15 protein-coding genes are annotated in these 18,174 nt (G+C 65.5%); 9 read left to right on the forward strand and 6 right to left on the reverse strand.

Annotated elements, in window-relative coordinates:
• Window positions 1-8 precede the first annotated feature (8 nt).
• Complete coding sequence (locus tag ABCW42_RS06190) at window positions 9-527, reverse strand: metallopeptidase family protein (RefSeq protein WP_423184023.1); 519 nt, start codon at window positions 525-527, stop codon at window positions 9-11.
• 97 nt (window positions 528-624) lie between these two features.
• Here ABCW42_RS06190 and ABCW42_RS06195 point away from each other — a divergent pair, with 97 nt between their 5' ends.
• The 4 genes from ABCW42_RS06195 to ABCW42_RS06210 all read left to right on the forward strand — a co-directional run bounded on the left by ABCW42_RS06195 (window position 625) and on the right by ABCW42_RS06210 (window position 4,277).
• The gene (locus ABCW42_RS06195; protein WP_205754154.1) at window positions 625-1,005 is read left to right on the forward strand and encodes a DUF3499 domain-containing protein; all 381 of its coding nucleotides are present in this window, start codon (window positions 625-627) and stop codon (window positions 1,003-1,005) included.
• A gap of 116 nt (window positions 1,006-1,121) precedes the next feature.
• A complete protein-coding gene (locus ABCW42_RS06200; RefSeq protein ID WP_423184024.1) occupies window positions 1,122-1,325 on the forward strand; it encodes a Trm112 family protein in 204 nt (67 codons plus the stop codon).
• Window positions 1,326-1,366: 41 nt separating this feature from the next.
• Window positions 1,367-2,848 (forward strand): adenosylhomocysteinase, encoded by a 1,482-nt coding sequence (ahcY, locus tag ABCW42_RS06205; RefSeq protein WP_423184025.1) that lies wholly within the window; start codon window positions 1,367-1,369, stop codon window positions 2,846-2,848.
• A gap of 97 nt (window positions 2,849-2,945) precedes the next feature.
• Window positions 2,946-4,277, forward strand: coding sequence for a L,D-transpeptidase (locus tag ABCW42_RS06210; protein ID WP_423184026.1), 1,332 nt, complete (start codon window positions 2,946-2,948; stop codon window positions 4,275-4,277).
• Between the two features lie 103 nt (window positions 4,278-4,380).
• Here ABCW42_RS06210 and ABCW42_RS06215 read toward each other — a convergent pair whose 3' ends face one another.
• Window positions 4,381-5,181, reverse strand: a complete 801-nt coding sequence (locus tag ABCW42_RS06215; protein WP_423184027.1) for an RDD family protein — start codon at window positions 5,179-5,181, stop codon at window positions 4,381-4,383.
• 81 nt (window positions 5,182-5,262) lie between these two features.
• Here ABCW42_RS06215 and ABCW42_RS06220 point away from each other — a divergent pair, with 81 nt between their 5' ends.
• Window positions 5,263-6,255, forward strand: a complete 993-nt coding sequence (locus tag ABCW42_RS06220; RefSeq protein WP_423184028.1) for a stage II sporulation protein M — start codon at window positions 5,263-5,265, stop codon at window positions 6,253-6,255.
• Window positions 6,256-6,396: 141 nt separating this feature from the next.
• Window positions 6,397-7,512: a TIGR01906 family membrane protein gene (locus ABCW42_RS06225; protein WP_423184029.1), complete on the forward strand. Its 1,116-nt coding sequence runs from the start codon at window positions 6,397-6,399 to the stop codon at window positions 7,510-7,512.
• A gap of 4 nt (window positions 7,513-7,516) precedes the next feature.
• Here the strand turns inward: ABCW42_RS06225 and ABCW42_RS06230 are convergent, their stop codons facing one another.
• A complete protein-coding gene (locus ABCW42_RS06230; protein ID WP_423184030.1) occupies window positions 7,517-9,202 on the reverse strand; it encodes a dolichyl-phosphate-mannose--protein mannosyltransferase in 1,686 nt (561 codons plus the stop codon).
• Window positions 9,203-9,366: 164 nt separating this feature from the next.
• Between ABCW42_RS06230 and rsmI the strand changes: the two genes are divergently transcribed.
• Both rsmI and ABCW42_RS06240 read left to right on the forward strand, forming a co-directional pair.
• Window positions 9,367-10,221, forward strand: a complete 855-nt coding sequence (rsmI, locus tag ABCW42_RS06235) for a 16S rRNA (cytidine(1402)-2'-O)-methyltransferase (RefSeq protein WP_423184824.1) — start codon at window positions 9,367-9,369, stop codon at window positions 10,219-10,221.
• Between the two features lie 173 nt (window positions 10,222-10,394).
• Entirely contained in the window at window positions 10,395-11,876 is a 1,482-nt protein-coding gene (locus ABCW42_RS06240) for an NAD-dependent succinate-semialdehyde dehydrogenase (RefSeq protein ID WP_133204084.1), read from the forward strand.
• A gap of 75 nt (window positions 11,877-11,951) precedes the next feature.
• Here ABCW42_RS06240 and ABCW42_RS06245 read toward each other — a convergent pair whose 3' ends face one another.
• From ABCW42_RS06245 to ABCW42_RS06255, 3 genes are read right to left on the reverse strand one after another with little or no spacing between them, the layout of a single operon-like run.
• Window positions 11,952-14,519: a transglutaminase TgpA family protein gene (locus ABCW42_RS06245; protein WP_423184031.1), complete on the reverse strand. Its 2,568-nt coding sequence runs from the start codon at window positions 14,517-14,519 to the stop codon at window positions 11,952-11,954.
• Window positions 14,516-15,931: a DUF58 domain-containing protein gene (locus ABCW42_RS06250; RefSeq protein WP_423184032.1), complete on the reverse strand. Its 1,416-nt coding sequence runs from the start codon at window positions 15,929-15,931 to the stop codon at window positions 14,516-14,518. The genes ABCW42_RS06245 and ABCW42_RS06250 overlap by 4 nt, the downstream gene beginning before the upstream one ends.
• 19 nt (window positions 15,932-15,950) lie before the next feature.
• Entirely contained in the window at window positions 15,951-17,027 is a 1,077-nt protein-coding gene (locus ABCW42_RS06255) for an AAA family ATPase (protein ID WP_423184033.1), read from the reverse strand.
• A gap of 144 nt (window positions 17,028-17,171) precedes the next feature.
• On the opposite strand from ABCW42_RS06255, the gene ABCW42_RS06260 reads away from it, so the two are divergent.
• A complete protein-coding gene (locus ABCW42_RS06260; protein ID WP_423184034.1) occupies window positions 17,172-18,074 on the forward strand; it encodes a TatD family hydrolase in 903 nt (300 codons plus the stop codon).
• Window positions 18,075-18,174 lie beyond the last annotated feature (100 nt).

Below are 18,174 nucleotides of genomic sequence, written 5' to 3' on the forward strand. Positions count from 1 at the left end.
CGGCGGACCTACTGGTAACGACGGCGGTAGACGGGATCGAGGGTCTCCGGCGGCACGCCGAGCATTTCGGCCGTGTATTCGACCACGACGTCGTGGACCAGTTCCTGGAGTTCTTCGCGCCCGACGGTGGTGTGCTCGACGACGCGCCGATAGACGGTGATGACGGGTCCCGCGCCGTGGGCGGCCGGCGTATAGGCGCCAAGCGGAGCAGGGGCACCTTGGGCGACCAACTGTTCGAGATTTGGCGGGATTTCGTCGACGGCGAAGGAGACGCCGTCGAGCCGCTTGCCCCACATATCCTGCAGGCGTTCCGCCGAATCCAGGACGAGGTCGTCAAAACGCTCCGAGCGCGTCCGGTAACCGGGCAGGTTCGGAAGCAGGATTTCGCCGCGCAGCCCGCGCCCGTGGCGGTTCCTCCGGCGTTGCCTGAAGCCGCGCTCGGAAGGGCCCGCCGTGGTGGTCTCCTCGCTGCCCGCGGGTTCGGACAGATGGACTGTGAAGCCCGGAACGTCGTGCTGTGACTGCATATATCGACTCTAGACCCGTGTTTCGAGCAACGCGACATAATGCGCATCGGGAGGCAATACACGGCGACACGGCAAAGTGCCGCTAATCTGGGATGTTGTGGGTGCCATTCGTCAGTGTTCCAGATCAGCCTGCCGCCAGTCCGCGGTAGCTACTTTGACGTACGTCTACGCCGAATCGACCGCCGTGCTCGGCCCGCTGGCCACGTACGCCGAGCCGCATTCCTACGACCTGTGCGCGCAGCACGCAGAGTCTCTTACTGTTCCGCGCGGCTGGGAGGTCATGCGGCTCGCCATGCCGTCCACCCGCCCTGAGCCTGGCCCGGACGACCTCCTCGCCTTGGCGAACGCCGTGCGGGAGGCTGCTTCCGCCCAGGCCGCTCCGGAGCCGCAGCAGCGGACGGTGCGCACCCCCTTCGACGGGCCCGCCGTCGTCGAGGGCGGCAGGCGGCACTTGCGGATCCTGCGGGACCCTTCCTGAGGCCTGGCGCAATACTGCCTTCGTGACAACGTCCGTTATCCTCGCGGGCTGTACGCTGGAAGCTGCAAATCAGTCCAAGCGGCGCCCCGGGTGGCGCCATCCAGGGAGCTTCAACCATGCCCAAGGTCAGTCCTGAATTGTTGTCCATCCTTCGTTGCCCGGTCACGGGTTCCGCGCTGGAGCAGGACGGCGAGGAACTTGTTTCGACGGCGGCAGCCGCCTCGGGCGAGAAGGTCCGCTATGCGATCCAGGACGGCATTCCTTTGCTTCTTCCTCCGGAATTGCTAGCGGCCGCTCAGTCCGCCGCGCAGCCCGACTGAGTCCACCTGACGATTTTTTACCGGTACTTCTAAGGACTTCCATGACTTTCGACTACAAGGTTGCCGACATCTCCCTGGCCGAAGCCGGGCGCCACCAGATCCGCCTGGCCGAGCACGAAATGCCGGGCCTCATGTCCCTGCGTGCCGAGTTCGGACCGAGCCAGCCGCTCAAGGGTGCACGCATCGCCGGTTCCCTCCACATGACCGTGCAGACGGCCGTACTCATCGAAACGCTGACCGCCCTTGGAGCCGAGGTCCGCTGGGCTTCGTGCAACATTTTCTCCACGCAGGACGAAGCCGCGGCGGCCGTCGTCGTGGGCAAGGGAACCGTCGAGGACCCCCAGGGCGTCCCGGTGTTTGCGTGGAAGGGTGAGACCCTCGAGGAATACTGGTGGACGGCCGAGCAGATCCTGACGTGGCCCGGCGCTGACGCCGACCCCGAACTGGGCCCGAACATGATCCTCGACGACGGCGGCGACGCCACGTTGCTGGTCCACAAGGGCGTCGAATTCGAAGCCGCGGGCGCGGTGCCGCACGCCACGGACGAGGACCCCGAGGAATACGCCCTCATCCTCGACGTCCTTCGCCAGAGCCTTGCGGCCGATCCGAAGAAGTGGACCCGCATCGCGGCCGGGATACGCGGTGTGAGCGAGGAAACCACCACGGGCGTCCACCGGCTCTACCAGCTCGCGGAACAGGGCACGCTCTTGTTCCCGGCGATCAACGTCAACGACTCCGTGACCAAGAGCAAGTTCGACAACAAGTACGGCATCCGCCACTCCCTGCCGGACGGCATCAACCGTGCCACCGACGTCCTCATGGGCGGCAAGGTCGCCGTCGTGTGCGGTTATGGCGACGTCGGCAAGGGTGCCGCGGAAGCGCTGCGCGGCCAGGGATCCCGCGTGATCGTGACCGAGATCGACCCCATTTGCGCGCTCCAGGCGGCAATGGACGGCTACCAGGTGGCCAAGCTCGAATCCGTCCTGGAACAGGGTGACATCTTCATCACGACCACGGGCAACAAGGACGTCATCATGGCCTCCGACATGGTCCGCATGAAGGACAAGGCAATCGTCGGCAACATTGGCCACTTCGACAACGAAATCGACATGGCAGGGCTCGCAAAGGTGCCGGGCACCCGGAAGGTCGAGATCAAGCCGCAGGTCCACGAATGGGTATTCTCCGCGGCGGACGGCCGGGGCGAACACTCGATCATCGTGCTGTCCGAAGGCCGGCTGCTGAACCTGGGCAACGCGACCGGGCACCCGTCGTTCGTCATGAGCAACTCCTTCGCGAACCAGACGATCGCCCAGATCGAGCTGTGGACGAAGAAGGACCAGCCTGAGGGCCAGCGCGAATACTCGAACCAGGTGTACGTGCTGCCGAAGATCCTCGACGAAAAGGTTGCTCGCCTGCACCTTGACGCCTTGGGCGTGGAACTGACCGAGCTCAGCAAGGAGCAGGCCGAGTACCTGGACCTTGACGTAGCGGGTCCCTACAAGCCGGAACACTACCGGTACTAGAATCCCGGCTGGGAGCGCGCCGGCGTGCTCCCAGCCAATGCCAAGCCACGCCCCTTAGGATGCGGCTGTGGGGCGCGAGTTTCTGGAGAAAGCAAAAATGGGTCAACATCGTGGCGTTGAGCCGCTGGACGGCGGGGAAAATCTGGACGGCAGCGGTCAGCCGGACGGCGGCTTCGAATCCGTCGACGGCAGCGAAACGTCCGCTCCGGCGCCGAAGCGGAACAAGTTCCGGACGGCAGCCTGGATTGTGGTGGTCTGCGTCATTGCCGCGTTGAGCGGCACCTTCGCGGCGATGGCTCCGCATGCGGCCAGCGCTGCGATCGAATCCGAAGGTTCCTCCGGGGAACGCAGCGCAGCGGGTGCTGTCATGCCCGTCGTGAAGCCGGTCTCGGTGGTGACGTCGCCCGCGAGCGGGGCAAAGCAGGTAAACCCCGCAGCCCCGGCGACGATCACGGTCACGGACGGCTCGCTGGAGAGGGTTTCCCTGACGAGCACGAACGGGAAGGCCGTTGACGGTGCATTGAGTCCGGACGGGCTTACGTGGACCGCATCCACACCGCTTGAGTTCAACACGTCGTACACGTTCAGCTACACGTCCCAGGACGGTGCGGGCCGGGCGACATCGAAGACCCAGTCCTTCAGTACGGTATCCACCCAGAACGAGGCAGATGCCGCGATGTACCCCTTGGACGGTACCAAGGTGGGCGTCGCCCAGCCGCTGCAGATCACCTTCAGCGAACCCGTGGTCAACAAGGCCGCCGTCGAGGCAGCCATCAAGGTGTCCTCCACTTCCGGGCAGGTCGGAGCGTTCCACTGGTTCAGCGACACCATGGTGCGGTACCGGCCCGAGAACTTCTGGGCAGCCAACAGCACAGTCACCGTGCAACTCAACCTGTTCGGCGTGGACTTCGGCCATGGCCAGATCGGAAACTTCAACAAGACGAACTCGTTCAAGATCGGCGACAAGAAAGTGGCCGTGGCCGACGCCGTGGCGCACACCTTCACCGTCAGCATCAATGACCAGCAGGTGGGGACGTGGCCGGACACGATGGGGGACACCCGCTTCCCCTCGGCCCGCGGGTACCTCGTACTGATGGAAAAGTACCGGGTGGAACACATGGATGCGTCCACCATCGGCCTCAAGCCGGGCGACCCCGCCTACTACGGACAGCTCGACGTCAACTACGCCACGCGGTTGACTCCGAGCGGTGAGTTCATCCACCAGGCGACCGACTCCGCCTTGCCGTTCATCGGGGTCACCAACCTGTCCCACGGGTGTATCGGCCTGGGACCGGACGGGGCGAAATGGGTCTACGACAACATGGGCGCGGGAGACGTCGTCCAAGTGGTCAATACCCAAGGCGACTACGCCAACTTCGATGACGGCTTTGGCGACTGGAACATTCCCTGGGCCCAATACGCCAACTAAACCCAGTACGCGAATAAACCCAGTACGCGAACTAAACCCAGTACGCCAATAAACCCAGTACGCGAACTGTCCCGGTGAGCCTTGGGAGCGCGCTGATACACGCCTAGCCGGTGAACGGAAGCTTGTTGAGCCGTTCTCCGACGGCGGCGCTCCGCTGTTCAGCGCGTCGCAGCCTTTCCAGGTCGCGGTTGCGCCTTTCGCACAGGACTGCCTGCAAATAGTCTTCCGCCGTTGTTCCGGGCGGCGGTGGCGGGGCGACGTAGGACGCCAATTCGCCCGCGAGCGAAGCGGCCATGCGGATACGTGATTCCGGTGCCATCCGGTACGCCTGCTGGGTGAATTGGGACGCCCGCCGTGCGGTGCCGTCCGGAACCCGGCCGATGTCCGCAAGGGCGACCCAGCCTTGAAGATGCGGCGGCGTGTATGGAAGGACCTTGCGTTCGGTGGGAACGCGCTGCCTGAGCGAATAGCAGCCCGCCACAACATCTCCGAGCCGCTTCGACTTGCCGTTGAACAAAGCCACGGCGATGGCGAGTCCACCGAACGTCGCGTAAATCTCCACGAATCCGATGAGGCCGCGGATCAGGGCGTGGCGGAAACGGATGGCTCCGCCGTCGTCGCGCACGATCCTGAGCCCCGCAGCCAGCTTGCCGAGCGAACGTCCCCGGCTAAGCGTCTCTACGGCCACCGGAACCAGTACCAGGCACAGCACCACAAGGAACAAGCTCCAGGCCTGGACAGCGGCGTCGTCGAGGTCGGGCGCCACCGCGCTGAGGAGCAACAACAAGCCGAACAACAGCACAACATGCACCAGGACATCGAGCATGAGCCCCAGGGCCCGCGCCCCGAACGAGGCGGGCCGCAGCTCAAGGACCACGGCTTCACCGGTAATAATCGAACTCAAGCCGCCCCCACGAACACCTTCGACGTGAGCGGGCCCGGACGGATCCCGCTGGATCGAGTGTAGCGGGGCTAGGGTAGTGCCGTGGACATAGATGCCTTCACGGTCGTGAACAGCCCCAAGTGGGCACGTTTGCACGATCTCGCGCACAAGCGACGCCTCGACGGCGGCGAAGCGGATGAGCTGTTGCGCCTTTACCAGACGGCGTCGTCCCACTTGTCGCTGATCCGATCGGTGGATCCGGAGAGTGCCTTGTCCTCATCGTTGTCCGCGGCGCTCGCCCAGGCGCGCACCCGGTTCACGGGAGCGCGCTCGAATTTCATGGAAGACCTCGCCCGGTTCTTCGTGGTGTCCCTCCCGGCGGCTTTCTACAGATTGCGTTGGCTGACCGTCTGCTGCGGCGTTTTCTTCCTGCTGGTAGCCACGGCCTATGCATTCTGGATCGGAACGTCGCCGGATGCGCTGCGTGCCCTCGGAAGCAGCAGCGCCGTGAAACGGTACGTGGACAGCGAGTTCGTTGACTACTACTCGGAGAACCCCGCGGCGTCCTTCGCCGGTGCCGTCTGGACGAACAATGCGTGGATCGGTGCGCAGTCCGTGGCGTTGGGCATCACTGGTTTTTGGGTGCCATACATGCTGTTCTCGAATGCACAGGGCGTAGGAATCGCGGCCGGCGTGTTTGCCGCCTCCGGCAAGGCGGACGCGTTTTTCAGCTACATCCTCCCGCATGGCCTCATGGAATTGACGGCTGTGTTCATTGCTTCGGCCGCAGGCCTGCGGATTTTTTGGGCGTGGGTTTCGCCGGGACCCCGCCGCCGGGCCCAGGCCTTGGCGGACGAGGGACGCTCGTTGATCACGGTGGCGCTGGGCCTGGTGCTTGTCCTGTTCGTCTCGGGCCTGGTCGAGGCCTTTATTACGCCGAGCCCCCTTCCCGTGTGGGCCAAGATCCTTATCGGTTCGATCATCCTGGCGGCATATTGGGCCTACGCCCTGATATTGGGCGGGCGGGCGTACCGTGCCGGAGCCACGGGAGACCTGGACAGCAACGACGCCGGATACGGTGAGATCGCGGCCTAAGGGCACGGTCTGGTTGCAATCCGGCTTTCACCGGGCTGGATGCTCGTTCCGCGGAAGGGCTGACTGTAGGCTCGAAGACAGAGAAGATTGCCGGCATACCGTTCCTGCCTGGCATGTGAATCCTACGGAAGTGAAGCTGAAGTGACCGAGAAGAGCCCGATTCCCAAAGAGCCGGACGCGGATTTCAATGACGACGGCGATGAGCCCGCCTTCGAATGGATGAAACCTTCCCCCAAGTCCGCGGGAGAACCGGCCGTACCGGTAGTTTCAGGCCCGGCCGCCCGGACGGACGGCGGGCCCACCGGCTCCCGTCCGGTTTCCAGCGCCACGGGGCCCGGGCAGCCGGAGACCCGTGCCGACCGCAAGGCCGCGGAAGCAGCCGAAGCCGGGGCCGAGCCTGCCCTCTTCGCGGAGCCCTTGCCGACGTCGGCCCTCCAGGTCCGCCCGCCGGAATCGGAAGTTGAACGGCGGAACCACGAGCGCGAACAGGCAGCCAACGCCAAGCCGGTGGCCCCGCGTGTTTTCCAGGTCATCCTTGCCATCTTCTATCCGGTAGTCCTCCTGGTGCTCGCCATCCGCGCCGTCACCAGCCCGCTCTTCCTGTGGGTGGAGTACTACCGTCCTGGATTCCCGGGCGACGGTTATGGCTTCAACGCCGACGACCGGATGACCTACGGTTCCTACGCCGTGGACTACCTCAGCAACTGGGCAGGACCGCGCTACCTCGGCGGCCTCGTCAACCAGAACGGCGAGAAGCTGTTCAAGGACGGCGAAGTTGCCCACATGGCCGACGTCAAGACCGTCATGTTGTCCGCGTTTGGTGCGGGTACCCTCCTGGCGATCATCGGAATCATCGCGATGCTGTACCTGCGCAAGCGGAGCAAGGGTGGAATCCGCCGAGGCTTGTTTGCGGGATCGATCATTACGCTGGTGCTGATCCTGGGACTGGGCACGCTCGCCATGCTCGGCTGGCAGCAGTTCTTCACCGACTTCCACGAGATTTTCTTCGCCAACGGCACGTGGACCTTTGCCTTGGACGACACCTTGATCCGCTTGTTCCCCGGACAGTTCTGGATGGACGCAGGCCTCGCGATCGGCGTCCTGGTCTTCCTCGCGTCCTTTCTGACGCTGATCTTCACGTGGCCAACGCGCCGTCGCCGGGGACTGCCTCCCAAGAAGGACGCTGCCGCGAAGCCGGCCGAAGGCGAATCCGTCGACGCGGAAGCCGAACTGGAAGCGGACCCGCTCGAGAAGTAGACCGTCAGATCCAGGAAGGCATCCACATGCGCATGCGCCAGTCCTGGTAGCTGATGGTCTCCGCAGTCCAAATCGGATAGAAGAACGCGGACAAGAGCACAGCCACGACTACTACCAGGCCCACCAGGTACAGGCCGGAGCGGCGCCGCCATGGCGGATCGTCGCTCCGGCCGAGCACCAGGCCCAGTCCGTAGGCGAGGGCCAGGACCATGAACGGTTCGAAGGAAATCGCGTAAAAGTAGAACATTGTGCGGTCCGGGTACATGAACCACGGGAGGTAGCCCGCGGCCATCCCTGAGAGGATCGCTCCGGCACGCCAGTCCCGCCGTCCCGCCCACCAGAAGAGAACCACGAAGAGCGCGATGGTGGCGCCCCACCAAATCACGGGATTGCCTACCGACAAGATCGCCGAGGTGCAGTTCGGCACCGTGCAGCCAGGAGTTCCTGGTTGAGGGGACTCGTAGTAGAACGACGTCGGCCGGCCCATGACCAGCCAGGTCCACGGACTCGATTGGTACGGGTGCGGCGCGCTGAGGCTCTGGTGGAAGTTGTAGGCCTGCATGTGGTAGTAGGCGAGCGACCTCAGTGGACCGGGAATCCAGCCCCAGGTTGCGGAAGGGTTGCTGTCAGCCCATGTCCGGTAATAGGCGTCCTTGGAGAGGAACCACCCGGTCCAGGTGGACAGGTACACGGCGGCGGCCACCGGGATCATGGTGAAGAACGCCGGTATTCCGTCCTTGATGATCGCCGAGCTGGGCCAGCTCCGGATGCCCGCGATGCGGCGGGCGCTCATGTCCCAGAAAACCGTCATCAGGCCGAACACGGCGACGAAGAACAACGCGGACCATTTGGTGCCGACGGCCAAGCCGAGGCACACGCCGGCCGCCAGGCGCCACCAGCGGAAGCCGAGCCGCGGGCCTGAGGCGAGTTGGAAAGCCGTGGGGCGGCCGTCCTTCGAGGCTCGCGCCAACGCGGCGAGCCGGGCAGCCAGGCGGCGCCGGCCGTCGTCGCGATCCATCAAGAGCGCACCGAACGCGGCGAGCAGCCAGAACATCAGGAAGATGTCCAGCAACGAGGTGCGCGACATCACCAGGTGGTGGCCGTCGATGGCGAGCAGGAGTCCCGATATGGCTCCCAGGATGTGTGACCGGAAGAGCTTCAGGGCGATCAACGCGAGCAGGAAGATGGAGAGGGTTCCAGTGAGCGCGGCCGAAAAACGCCAGCCGAACGAATTGTCCGAACCGAAGAGCCACATGCCGAACGCGATCATCCACTTTCCCACCGGAGGGTGGACCACGTATTCGGGGGAGTTGAGCAGGACGTTCGGATTGCCGGCGTTGAAGGCGTCGTTGGCTTTGTCCGGCCAGGCCCTCTCGTAGCCGCTGACCAGGTACGAGTAGGCGTCTTTGACGTAATAGGTTTCATCGAAGACGAGGCTGTGGGGGTCGCCGAGGCGCACAAACCGTAGGATTCCGCCGATGACGGTGGTGATGGTCGGGATCAACCAGAACCAAAGCCGCAAGGTGGGCGGATAGTCCCGCCAGCTTTGGATGCTTCCGATGAGCCGCGTGCGCAGGGCCTCAGCCGTGAATGCATCCTGTGGCCGCACTATCCAAGGCCGTTTCAGCGAGGCCCCTGCGGACCTGGTGAGGGGAACGGGGCGCACGGAGGTATCGGTCACTCGGCCCATGCTACCTTTTGCCCCCGCCAGCTCCCTGAACGTCCAGCTCCCTGAACGGCCAGCTCCCTGAACGGGCAACTCCTTGAAACAGGAAACCCGCCACCGGCGCGGGGGACTAGGCTGGACGGGTGACTGATCAGCTGAGCTCCCGGGACGATTCCACCGAAGCACCCGTGCTTCCGGCGACGGGCGATGGGACCGGACGGATTGTCCTCGCCGCCACGCCCATCGGGAATGTGGGCGATGCGTCCGGCAGGCTCATCGAGCTGCTCCAGACAGCCGACATCGTTGCGGCCGAGGACACCCGGCGCCTGCATCGCTTGGTCCACTCCCTCGGCATCACCGTGGGGGGCCGTGTCATCAGCTACCACGAACACAACGAGGCCGCCAAGACCGAGGAACTCCTCGAGCAGGTCCGGGCGGGCAAGACCATCATCATGGTGAGCGACGCCGGTATGCCGGCAGTCTCGGACCCTGGCTTCCGCCTCGTCGAGGGAGCGGTGGCGGCCGGGCTCTCGGTGACGGCGTTTCCGGGCCCGTCGGCTGTCCTGACCGCGCTCGCCTTGTCCGGGCTGCCCACGGACCGCTTTTGCTTCGAGGGTTTCCTTCCGCGCAAAGCCGGTGAACGCAGTTCCCGCCTCGCGGACCTTGCCGGGGAGCGCCGGACGATGGTGTTCTTCGAAGCGCCGCACCGGCTTGAACCGATGCTGCGGGCACTGCACGAGCGGTTCGGTCCGGATCGCCGGATCGCCGTGTGCCGTGAACTGACCAAGACCTACGAAGAAGTCCTGCGGGGAAGCGTCCGTGAACTGCTGGAATGGGCGGAGAACAACGAGGTACGCGGTGAAATTGCCGTAGTTGTGGCTGGTGCACCCGAACAGGCGCCGGGCGCTCCGGAGGACCACGTGGCCGCGGTCAACGCGCTTGTGGCGCAAGGCGTGAGGCTCAAGGAAGCTGTTGCGGCAGTGGCTGTGGACGCCCGCATCAGCAAGCGCGAGTTGTATTCGGCGGTCCTCGCCGCCCGCTGAGGACCGATCCCGGACGCCGTGTGCGCGGCTGTGCAAGTGCACAATCCGGCAGGGCCCCGGCAGTGCGCGAAGGCGTAGACACTGCTTCGCGGCGAGCAGTACCGTGGCAGTAATTCCACCCAACAAGGGTTGGTGCATCCCTCCAAAGAGCACTGACTGACGAAGGAGTCACTGTGACTGTTACCGCCGATCGCGAAAGCGAACTTCTCGCCTCCGTTCCCACGGGTCTGCTCATCAACGGCCAGTGGCTGCCTGCCGCGTCCGGGAAGACGTTCGACGTCGAGGATCCCGCCACGGGCAAGGTGCTCGTAAGCATTTCCGACGCCGGAACGGAAGATGGCGCCGCGGCCCTCGACGCCGCCGCCGCTGCCCAGGCTTCCTGGGCCCGTACCGCTCCCCGCGAACGCGGCGAGATCCTGCGCCGCGCGTTCGAGCTCGTCACGGCCCGCGCCGAAGACTTCGCGCTGCTGATGACCCTGGAAATGGGCAAGCCTTTGGCCGAGGCCCGCGGTGAGGTTGCCTACGGTGCCGAATTCCTTCGCTGGTTCTCCGAGGAAGCCGTACGCGTTTCAGGCCGTTACTCCGCCGCTCCGGACGGCAAGAACCGCATCCTCGTGCAGAAGAAGCCCGTTGGTCCGTGCTTGCTGATCACTCCGTGGAACTTCCCGCTGGCCATGGCCACCCGCAAGATCGCTCCCGCTGTTGCCGCGGGCTGCACCATGGTTCTTAAGCCGGCCAACCTGACGCCGCTGACCAGCCTGCTGTTCGCGCAGGTCATGCAGGAAGCCGGCCTGCCTGCCGGTGTCCTGAACGTCATCCAGACCTCCACCGCGGGTGCTGTCACCGGACCGCTCATCAAGGACGACCGCCTGCGCAAGATTTCCTTCACCGGTTCCACCCCTGTGGGCCAGGCCCTCATGCGCGAAGCCGCGGACAAGGTACTGCGCAGCTCCATGGAACTCGGCGGAAACGCCCCGTTCGTGGTCTTCGAAGACGCCGACCTGGACAAGGCCGTCGAAGGCGCTGTCGCGGCCAAGATGCGCAACATGGGCGAGGCCTGCACGGCGGCGAACCGCTTCATCGTGCACGACTCCATCGCGGATTCGTTCGCGGAGAAGTTCGCCGCGAAGATCGCGGCGTTGAACCCCGCCCGCGGCACCGAGGCGGACTCCACGGTGGGTCCGCTGATCGACGGCAAGGCCCGCAACGGCGTGCACGCCCTCGTGTCCGACGCCGTTGCCAACGGCGCGGTGGCCGTCACCGGCGGTGCCCCGGTGGACGGTCCCGGTTACTTCTACCAGCCCACGGTCCTGAAGAACGTCTCCGCGGATGCCCGCATCCTCAAGGAGGAGATCTTCGGGCCGGTGGCTCCGATCGTGACCTTCAAGAGCGAAGACGAGGCCATCCAGTTGGCCAACAACACCGAGTACGGCCTGGTCGCCTACGTCTACACGAAGGACCTGAACCGCGGCCTGCGCGTCAGCGAACGGATCGAGACCGGCATGCTGGGCCTCAACGCGGGTGTCATCTCCAACGCGGCAGCCCCGTTCGGTGGCGTGAAGCAGTCCGGCCTGGGCCGTGAAGGCGGCTTCGAGGGCATCGAGGAATACCTCACCACCCAGTACGTCGGCATCGCCGACCCCTACGCGGACTAACCGCTAACCGCTAAGCGCTAGCAAAGCAGGGCACCGGATCCATGGCTCCGGTGCCCTGCTTTTTGCGTGTCCCGCTTAGCGCTGCCGGCGAATCCCGGCACGCAGCATGCGCCCAAACCACGCCAGGCGGCGCCCCAGCGAAATCGAAACACCGCGGAGCAACCGGACGGGCGACAACGCCCGCCTTGACCAGGTGGACATCAACGACGGCGGGAACCAGTCCGCGCGGAAGCGTGCGAACCAGCCGGCGTTGTTCCGCAAAGCCGCGCGGACAGCAGCGATCCGCGCGGCCGCCGTCGAGCGCTCCAGCACGTCCCCGCCTTCGGTGCGGGATCCTTCCGGAGGGCCGTAGCGTTGCCGTTCGAAATCGCTCGTGAGCGATCCCACGGCGCGCTGCGCGTCGTCGTCGGTGCCCGACGGCGTCGCGTGGCCCGCCCGTCCCACTCCCAGCGCCGCCGAGGTGCCCAAGCGCGTGGCGAAATGCCGGGGAGTCTCACTGGGCACGGGCGGCAGGCCGTAGTCGGTGGCGAGGTCCTGGAGTTCATCCCACGCGAGGATTGGCCCGTCGCCGGGCGGGGCGGGCCCGCCTCCGGCCGACGTGGCGGCATGGCCGGCGCCTGCCGACCGGGTCGGGCGCAAGCGCCGCGTCCGGATTCCGGTCCGGATGAGCCGCTGGGACGCCAGGAGCGCCGCCACCAGCAACGCTCCGGCGAGGGCATAGAGGTCCACCACGGTGCGGGAGTTCGTTGCCGTGCCGACGCCGGGAGCGGCGAGCTGCGGCCCGGCGGAGGTGCTCGGCTGGGAAGTCGCCCCGCCTGGGACGAGGTTCTCATCGTGCAGGCTGGTGCTGGGGACGTTGGGCGCCGTCGCGTCGGAGGCATAGGTGGGAACCACGCCGCGCGAAGGTGTCGGCTCAAAGGCGATCCAACCGTAGCCTTCGAAGTAGAGCTCGGGCCACGCGTGTGCGTCGCGGGCATCCACCTCGAATTCGGGCAGCGGTTCCTGCCCCGCCACGGCAACTGTGACGCCCGTGGAGTGGCCAGGAGCGTAACCGACGGCGATGCGGCTCGGAATCCCCTCGAGGCGCGCCATCACTGCCATGGCGGAAGCGAAATGGACGCAATAACCACTCTTCTTCTGGAGGAAGTCCGCGAGCACTGACATTCCGTTGCCGTCGTAGCCACCCTGGACCGGAGCCTCCAGCGAGTAGCTGAACTGGGACGAACGGAGGTAGTCCTGGATCGCCATCGCTTTGGCGTAGTTGCCGTTGGCGCCGGCGGTGACTGTCTTGGCCGTGTTGCGGACGATGGCTGGGACGTTGCTGGGCAACTGGGTGAAATCCTGCGAGATCGACGCCGGCTTGTCATTTGCCTGGCTCAATTCCACGGCGGTCACTGCCGGCAACGCCGAATACACGGTGTATTGCTGGTTCCGGCTAGTGGTGTCCTCGCCACGGATGCTCAGGGTTTCGGGATCCCAGGACCACCGCCCGCTCAAGCCGTTCACGGCGGTCGGGGCATAAGGGACGGGCAGGTAGGGGCTCGTGAATTGGCCGGTGTCCACCACCGTCAATTGCCGCACGAGTTCGTCCGGGAGGGAATAGTCCGGGGCAATGCGTCCCGCGCCGATGCGCCTGGCTGCCTCGCGATCGTCCGGGGCCCAAGTGTCGCCGTCGAAGTGGTCAATCGTCACTGATCGCAAGTAAAGGGGGGCCGTGGAGCTTGTGGCGTAGGTGATCCGCCCGCTGCCTGTGGGATTCCGCAGGCTGTTTCCCAAAGTGATCATGGGGTTCAGGCCGTTGGAGGTGCCCCAAGGGTTCAGCCGCGAACCTACCGGGAACGTGCCGCGATCGAAGCCCGGAATCGCGAACGGGAGCAGCAGGCTCAGGGCGAGGGCAGCGGCGCCGATGGCGGCGGAACGTTTGAGTTGCCCGGCCCCGCGCGCCCTGTCGCTCTGGAGCCGCGGATCCGGCGCGAACCATTGGCTGCACGCCAGGACCACGAGGTACCCGAGGGCGGCGCCGAGATAGCCGAGAAGCCCGGAGCCTTGCGGCTTGATGGTCGCCGGGAAGACCAGGATGGCCAGCAGTCCCAAGCCGCTCGTTGCGGGCATGCCGAGAGGAACGGCCAAGGCATCCATGAGGACAACCACAAGGCCAAGGCTCGCGCAGGCCACGAAGACTATGCCGGCGTTGGGAGCGACGGGAGCCGTCTCGGAGACCACGGTGTCTCCGGCCCGCTTGAGGAACTGCCCCAGTTCATCAAGGGTCGCCTGGGACGGGATGAAGCCCGCGGTGCTCTCTGGCCGGAAAAAGATGAAATCGAGGATGAACACCAAGGAGACTAGGCCGCCGAGGGCCACGAGCAGCGACGGCGTCCGCAAGGCGCGAAGCACGGCGAGCGTCCCGGCGACGGTACACACCGTGGTGAATGCCGGCATGAACCAGATCCAGCCACGGAACACCCCGTTGAGCGAAAGGGCCGTGCCGAGGACCGCGAAGGAGATGGCTGCGGCCATCGCCCACGGATACACCCCGAGGCCCGTCTTCAGCCGCCGATGGGGGAGATCCGGCAGGTCCGCGGGTTCGGCGGCATCTGCCGGCCGGGTCCGTTCCGGAGAATCGTGCCGTGAGGTGGTGGTCATCGGGGCACCGCCGCCCCGCGCCTGACGTCCATGGCCGCGGCGGCAGCCGCGAGGATTTCGCCTTGGTCGAAACCGGCCCAGGCCGCGGGAAGATCAGTCCTTGGGCTCACGGCGACGGCACGCCAGCCTCCCAGCTTCAGGGCCTCGATGACGGGCTGGGCATGGCGCGGGTGGTCCGTGACCACGAGGGCGAAGGCATTGGCGCCGTAGCCCGCCGCGGGGGCAAGCGCCCGGGCCTCGGCCACGGGCATGTTGCCGAGCAGCGCCAGGACCGGCCCGCGCAGGCGGTGTGCCGCCAACTTGTCCATCAGGTGGTCATCGAAGGGTGCCTCCGTGGCGTCGACGACGGCGGACGCGTCCTTGTGGCGCTCGCCGTGCCCGTGCCTCGGACCGCCGAGCTGAATCGCGGCGAGGCTTTCGGCGATGGATTGCAATCCGCCCAGGCCGGTATATTCCTCGGTTTCGGGGTACGGCGCGGAGCGTGACCCGCGAAAAGCGGGATTTCCGGCGGCATCGAGGAAGCGCAATGAGTAATTGCGGTCGGCGAGATGCGAACTGATGGACATGGCCGCCGTCACCACCCACTCGAACGCCTCGCTGCTCAGCAACTCGACCGCGTCCTCGTGGGGGCCGAAGACTGCCCCCGATCCGGAGACAAACGCGGAATACCGTTGGTCCAGGATGATCGTGGCCTCGGGCGTGGTCACGGATTCTTCCTGGCGCACCATGAGTTCCCCGTGTCGGGCGGTCGCGGCCCAATGAACGCGCCGCATGGGGTCGCCGTGCCGGTACTCGCGGGTCATCACGTCGTCGTCGCTTGGGTTGGCCCGGATCCGGGTGGCGGTGACGCCGTCGTTCCCCCGTGCTCCCGCGAGCCCCGTCGCGGGAAGCTCGACGGCGGCGGGCGTCACGGTGAGGATGTCGCCGTCGTCGATCGCGTGCCGGTGCAGCGACAGGCCGAACGGATCGCAGAACTCGGCCGTGACCGGTCCGATCCGGAACTGGCCGCGTTTGCCCGAGCGAAGGTGGTATTCATAGCGGCTGGTCCCGCCGGACGCCGAGCGCGTTGGAAACCCGAACGCCGGGGGCTCACCGAAGCGCGGAGGCAACTGTTCCTCCATGATCACTGGTCCCGTTGCCGTACCTGTCCGCGCCACCGCCAGGCGGACCGTCGCCGTCGACGACGTTTCCACCGTGGAGGGATGGAACTCGCGGAACACCTGGAACCGGGGCTTGAGCACCCGGAGGCCTGCCAGCGCCACTAAAGGCAACGCCACGAGAAGGATGCCAAGGGCCAGTAGATCGCGCCGGCCCATGATCTGGGCGAGTAGCAATGACGCGACGCCGCTAGCCAGCAATCCCCAGCCGCGCGTGGTGAAGAGGTGCTTGGGAAGCCGATCCACCAAGGCCATGCCGGACCTCCTTTCGCGCCTAGCTGCCGCGGCGTTCGGCGCCGGTTTCCTGGTTGACCGGGAGGGAAGCCAGGATGGAGCGGATGACGCTTTGCGGGGTGTCTCCGGAGCTTGCGGCCTTGCGGTCAAGGATGATCCGGTGCGCCAAAACCGACTCGGCCACCAGGATGACGTCATCCGGAAGGACGAAATCCCTGCCGTCGAGGGCTGCGGTCGCCTTGGCTGCCCGCAGCAATTGCAGGAGGGAGCGGGGGCTGGCTCCGAGGCGAAGCCGCGCGCTGTCCCTCGTGGCCCGGCCCAGGCCCACCGTGTATTCCTTGACGGACTCGGAGACGAAGACCCGCTGTACCGTGGCGATCATGGCGGCGACGTCGGACGCGGTGACCACCGGGGTGATCTTGGACAGGGGAGAGACCGCCTGGTGCGTCCCGAGCATTTCAATCTCCGAGAGCTTGTCCGGATAGCCCATTGAAATCCGTGCCATGAAGCGGTCTCGCTGCGCCTCCGGCAGCGGGTACGTTCCCTCCATTTCGATGGGGTTCTGCGTTGCCACCACCATGAAGGGTTCGGCCAATTGGTAGGAGAAGCCGTCCACCGTCACCTGGTGTTCCTCCATGCATTCGAGCAAGGCCGACTGGGTCTTCGCCGACGCACGGTTGATTTCGTCGCCGATCACGATGTTGGCGAACACCGCGCCCGTCCGGAACTCGAACTGCCGCGACGATTGGTTGTAGATGGAAACGCCCGTGACGTCCGAGGGGAGGAGGTCCGGGGTGAATTGGATGCGGCTGACCTTGCAGTCGATTGTGCGGGCGAGGGTCTTGGCGAGCAGGGTCTTTCCGACGCCGGGCACGTCCTCCACCAGGAGGTGACCTTGGGCGAGCAGCACGGTCAACGCCAGCTTGGCGGCTTCGGCCTTGCCGTCGATCACCTGGTTGATGACAGCCAGGATCTTTTCGCTCGCCGTGTGGAACTGGGCAGGGTCCATGACCGCGGGCTTGTGGCCGTTGGGGGATTCGTGTCCTGGAGGCGCGATCGCAACGGCGTCGTCGCGCAGCCGGTCCTCATCGAACGTTCCCTGACGCTTTGAATCCATGGACAGCCCCTCAGCCATGACAGCGTCCCCGCCGGGCCGCGGTGCCCTGGCAGGGAATTACCGCCTTTCGTTACCAGACTACCCAGCCTAGGCCCACCGCAAACAGAGGGAGGGATACCACCTCGGGAAAGATAGGGTGGAAGCATGTGCACCTCCCTCCCACCGGTTCCCTACCGCGCGCCCGAAACGTCCCCGGAGGCCCAGGGCGGAAACTCACGCAAGGAATTCCCGCCGGCGCCGGAGCCTTTGCCCGTTCCGGTGATGGACAACCACACCCACCTCGACTTCCGGCACGGGTTGTTGGAAGTGGCTGTTGTGGATGCCCTGGATGCAGCCGAAAGCGTTGGAGTCCAGGGAGCCGTGCAAGTGGGTTGCGACCTTGAATCTTCACGGTTCACGGTGCAGGCTCTGGAGATGGACCAGCGGCTCCTTGGCGCCGTGGCCATCCACCCCAATGACGCTCCTGTCTACGCGGGACGGGGCGAACTCGAATCCGCCCTGGCCGAGATCGAGGAGTTGGCGGCCCACCCCCGGGTCCGCGCCATCGGCGAAACCGGCCTTGATTTCTTCCGCACCCACGGAGACGGATTGGTGGCCCAATGCCACTCGTTCCGCCGGCACATCGATATCGCGAAGAGGCTCGACCTCACCCTGCAGATCCACGACCGCGATGCCCATGACGACGTCGTCCAGGTCCTCCGCGAGGAAGGGGCTCCCGGACGGGTGGTGTTCCATTGCTTCTCGGGTGACGCTGAACTGGCCCGGATCTGTAACGACAACGGTTGGTACATGTCCTTCGCGGGCACCATGACGTTCAAGAATGCCGGGGACCTGCGGGAAGCACTCGCCATCGCGGATCCCGAATTGCTGCTGGTGGAGACCGATTCCCCGTTCCTGACCCCGCATCCATTCAGGGGCCGGCCGAATGCCAGCTACATGGTTCCGTATACCGTTCGTTCGATGGCCGAAGTAACAAATCGAGATCTTTCCGAGATGTGCGGGCAGCTCGCCCGGAACACGCTTGCCACATATGGTTCATGGGACTGAAACCTGCATAGGAACGTGACCCGCTGCATACTCAGTATGCAATTTTCTTGGCCACTTTATAACGCTTCGGTTACAGTGGGTAACCAGTAGCCGGGGTCGG

Source organism: Arthrobacter sp. NyZ413 (assembly GCF_049390645.1).
Classification (GTDB): domain Bacteria; phylum Actinomycetota; class Actinomycetes; order Actinomycetales; family Micrococcaceae; genus Arthrobacter.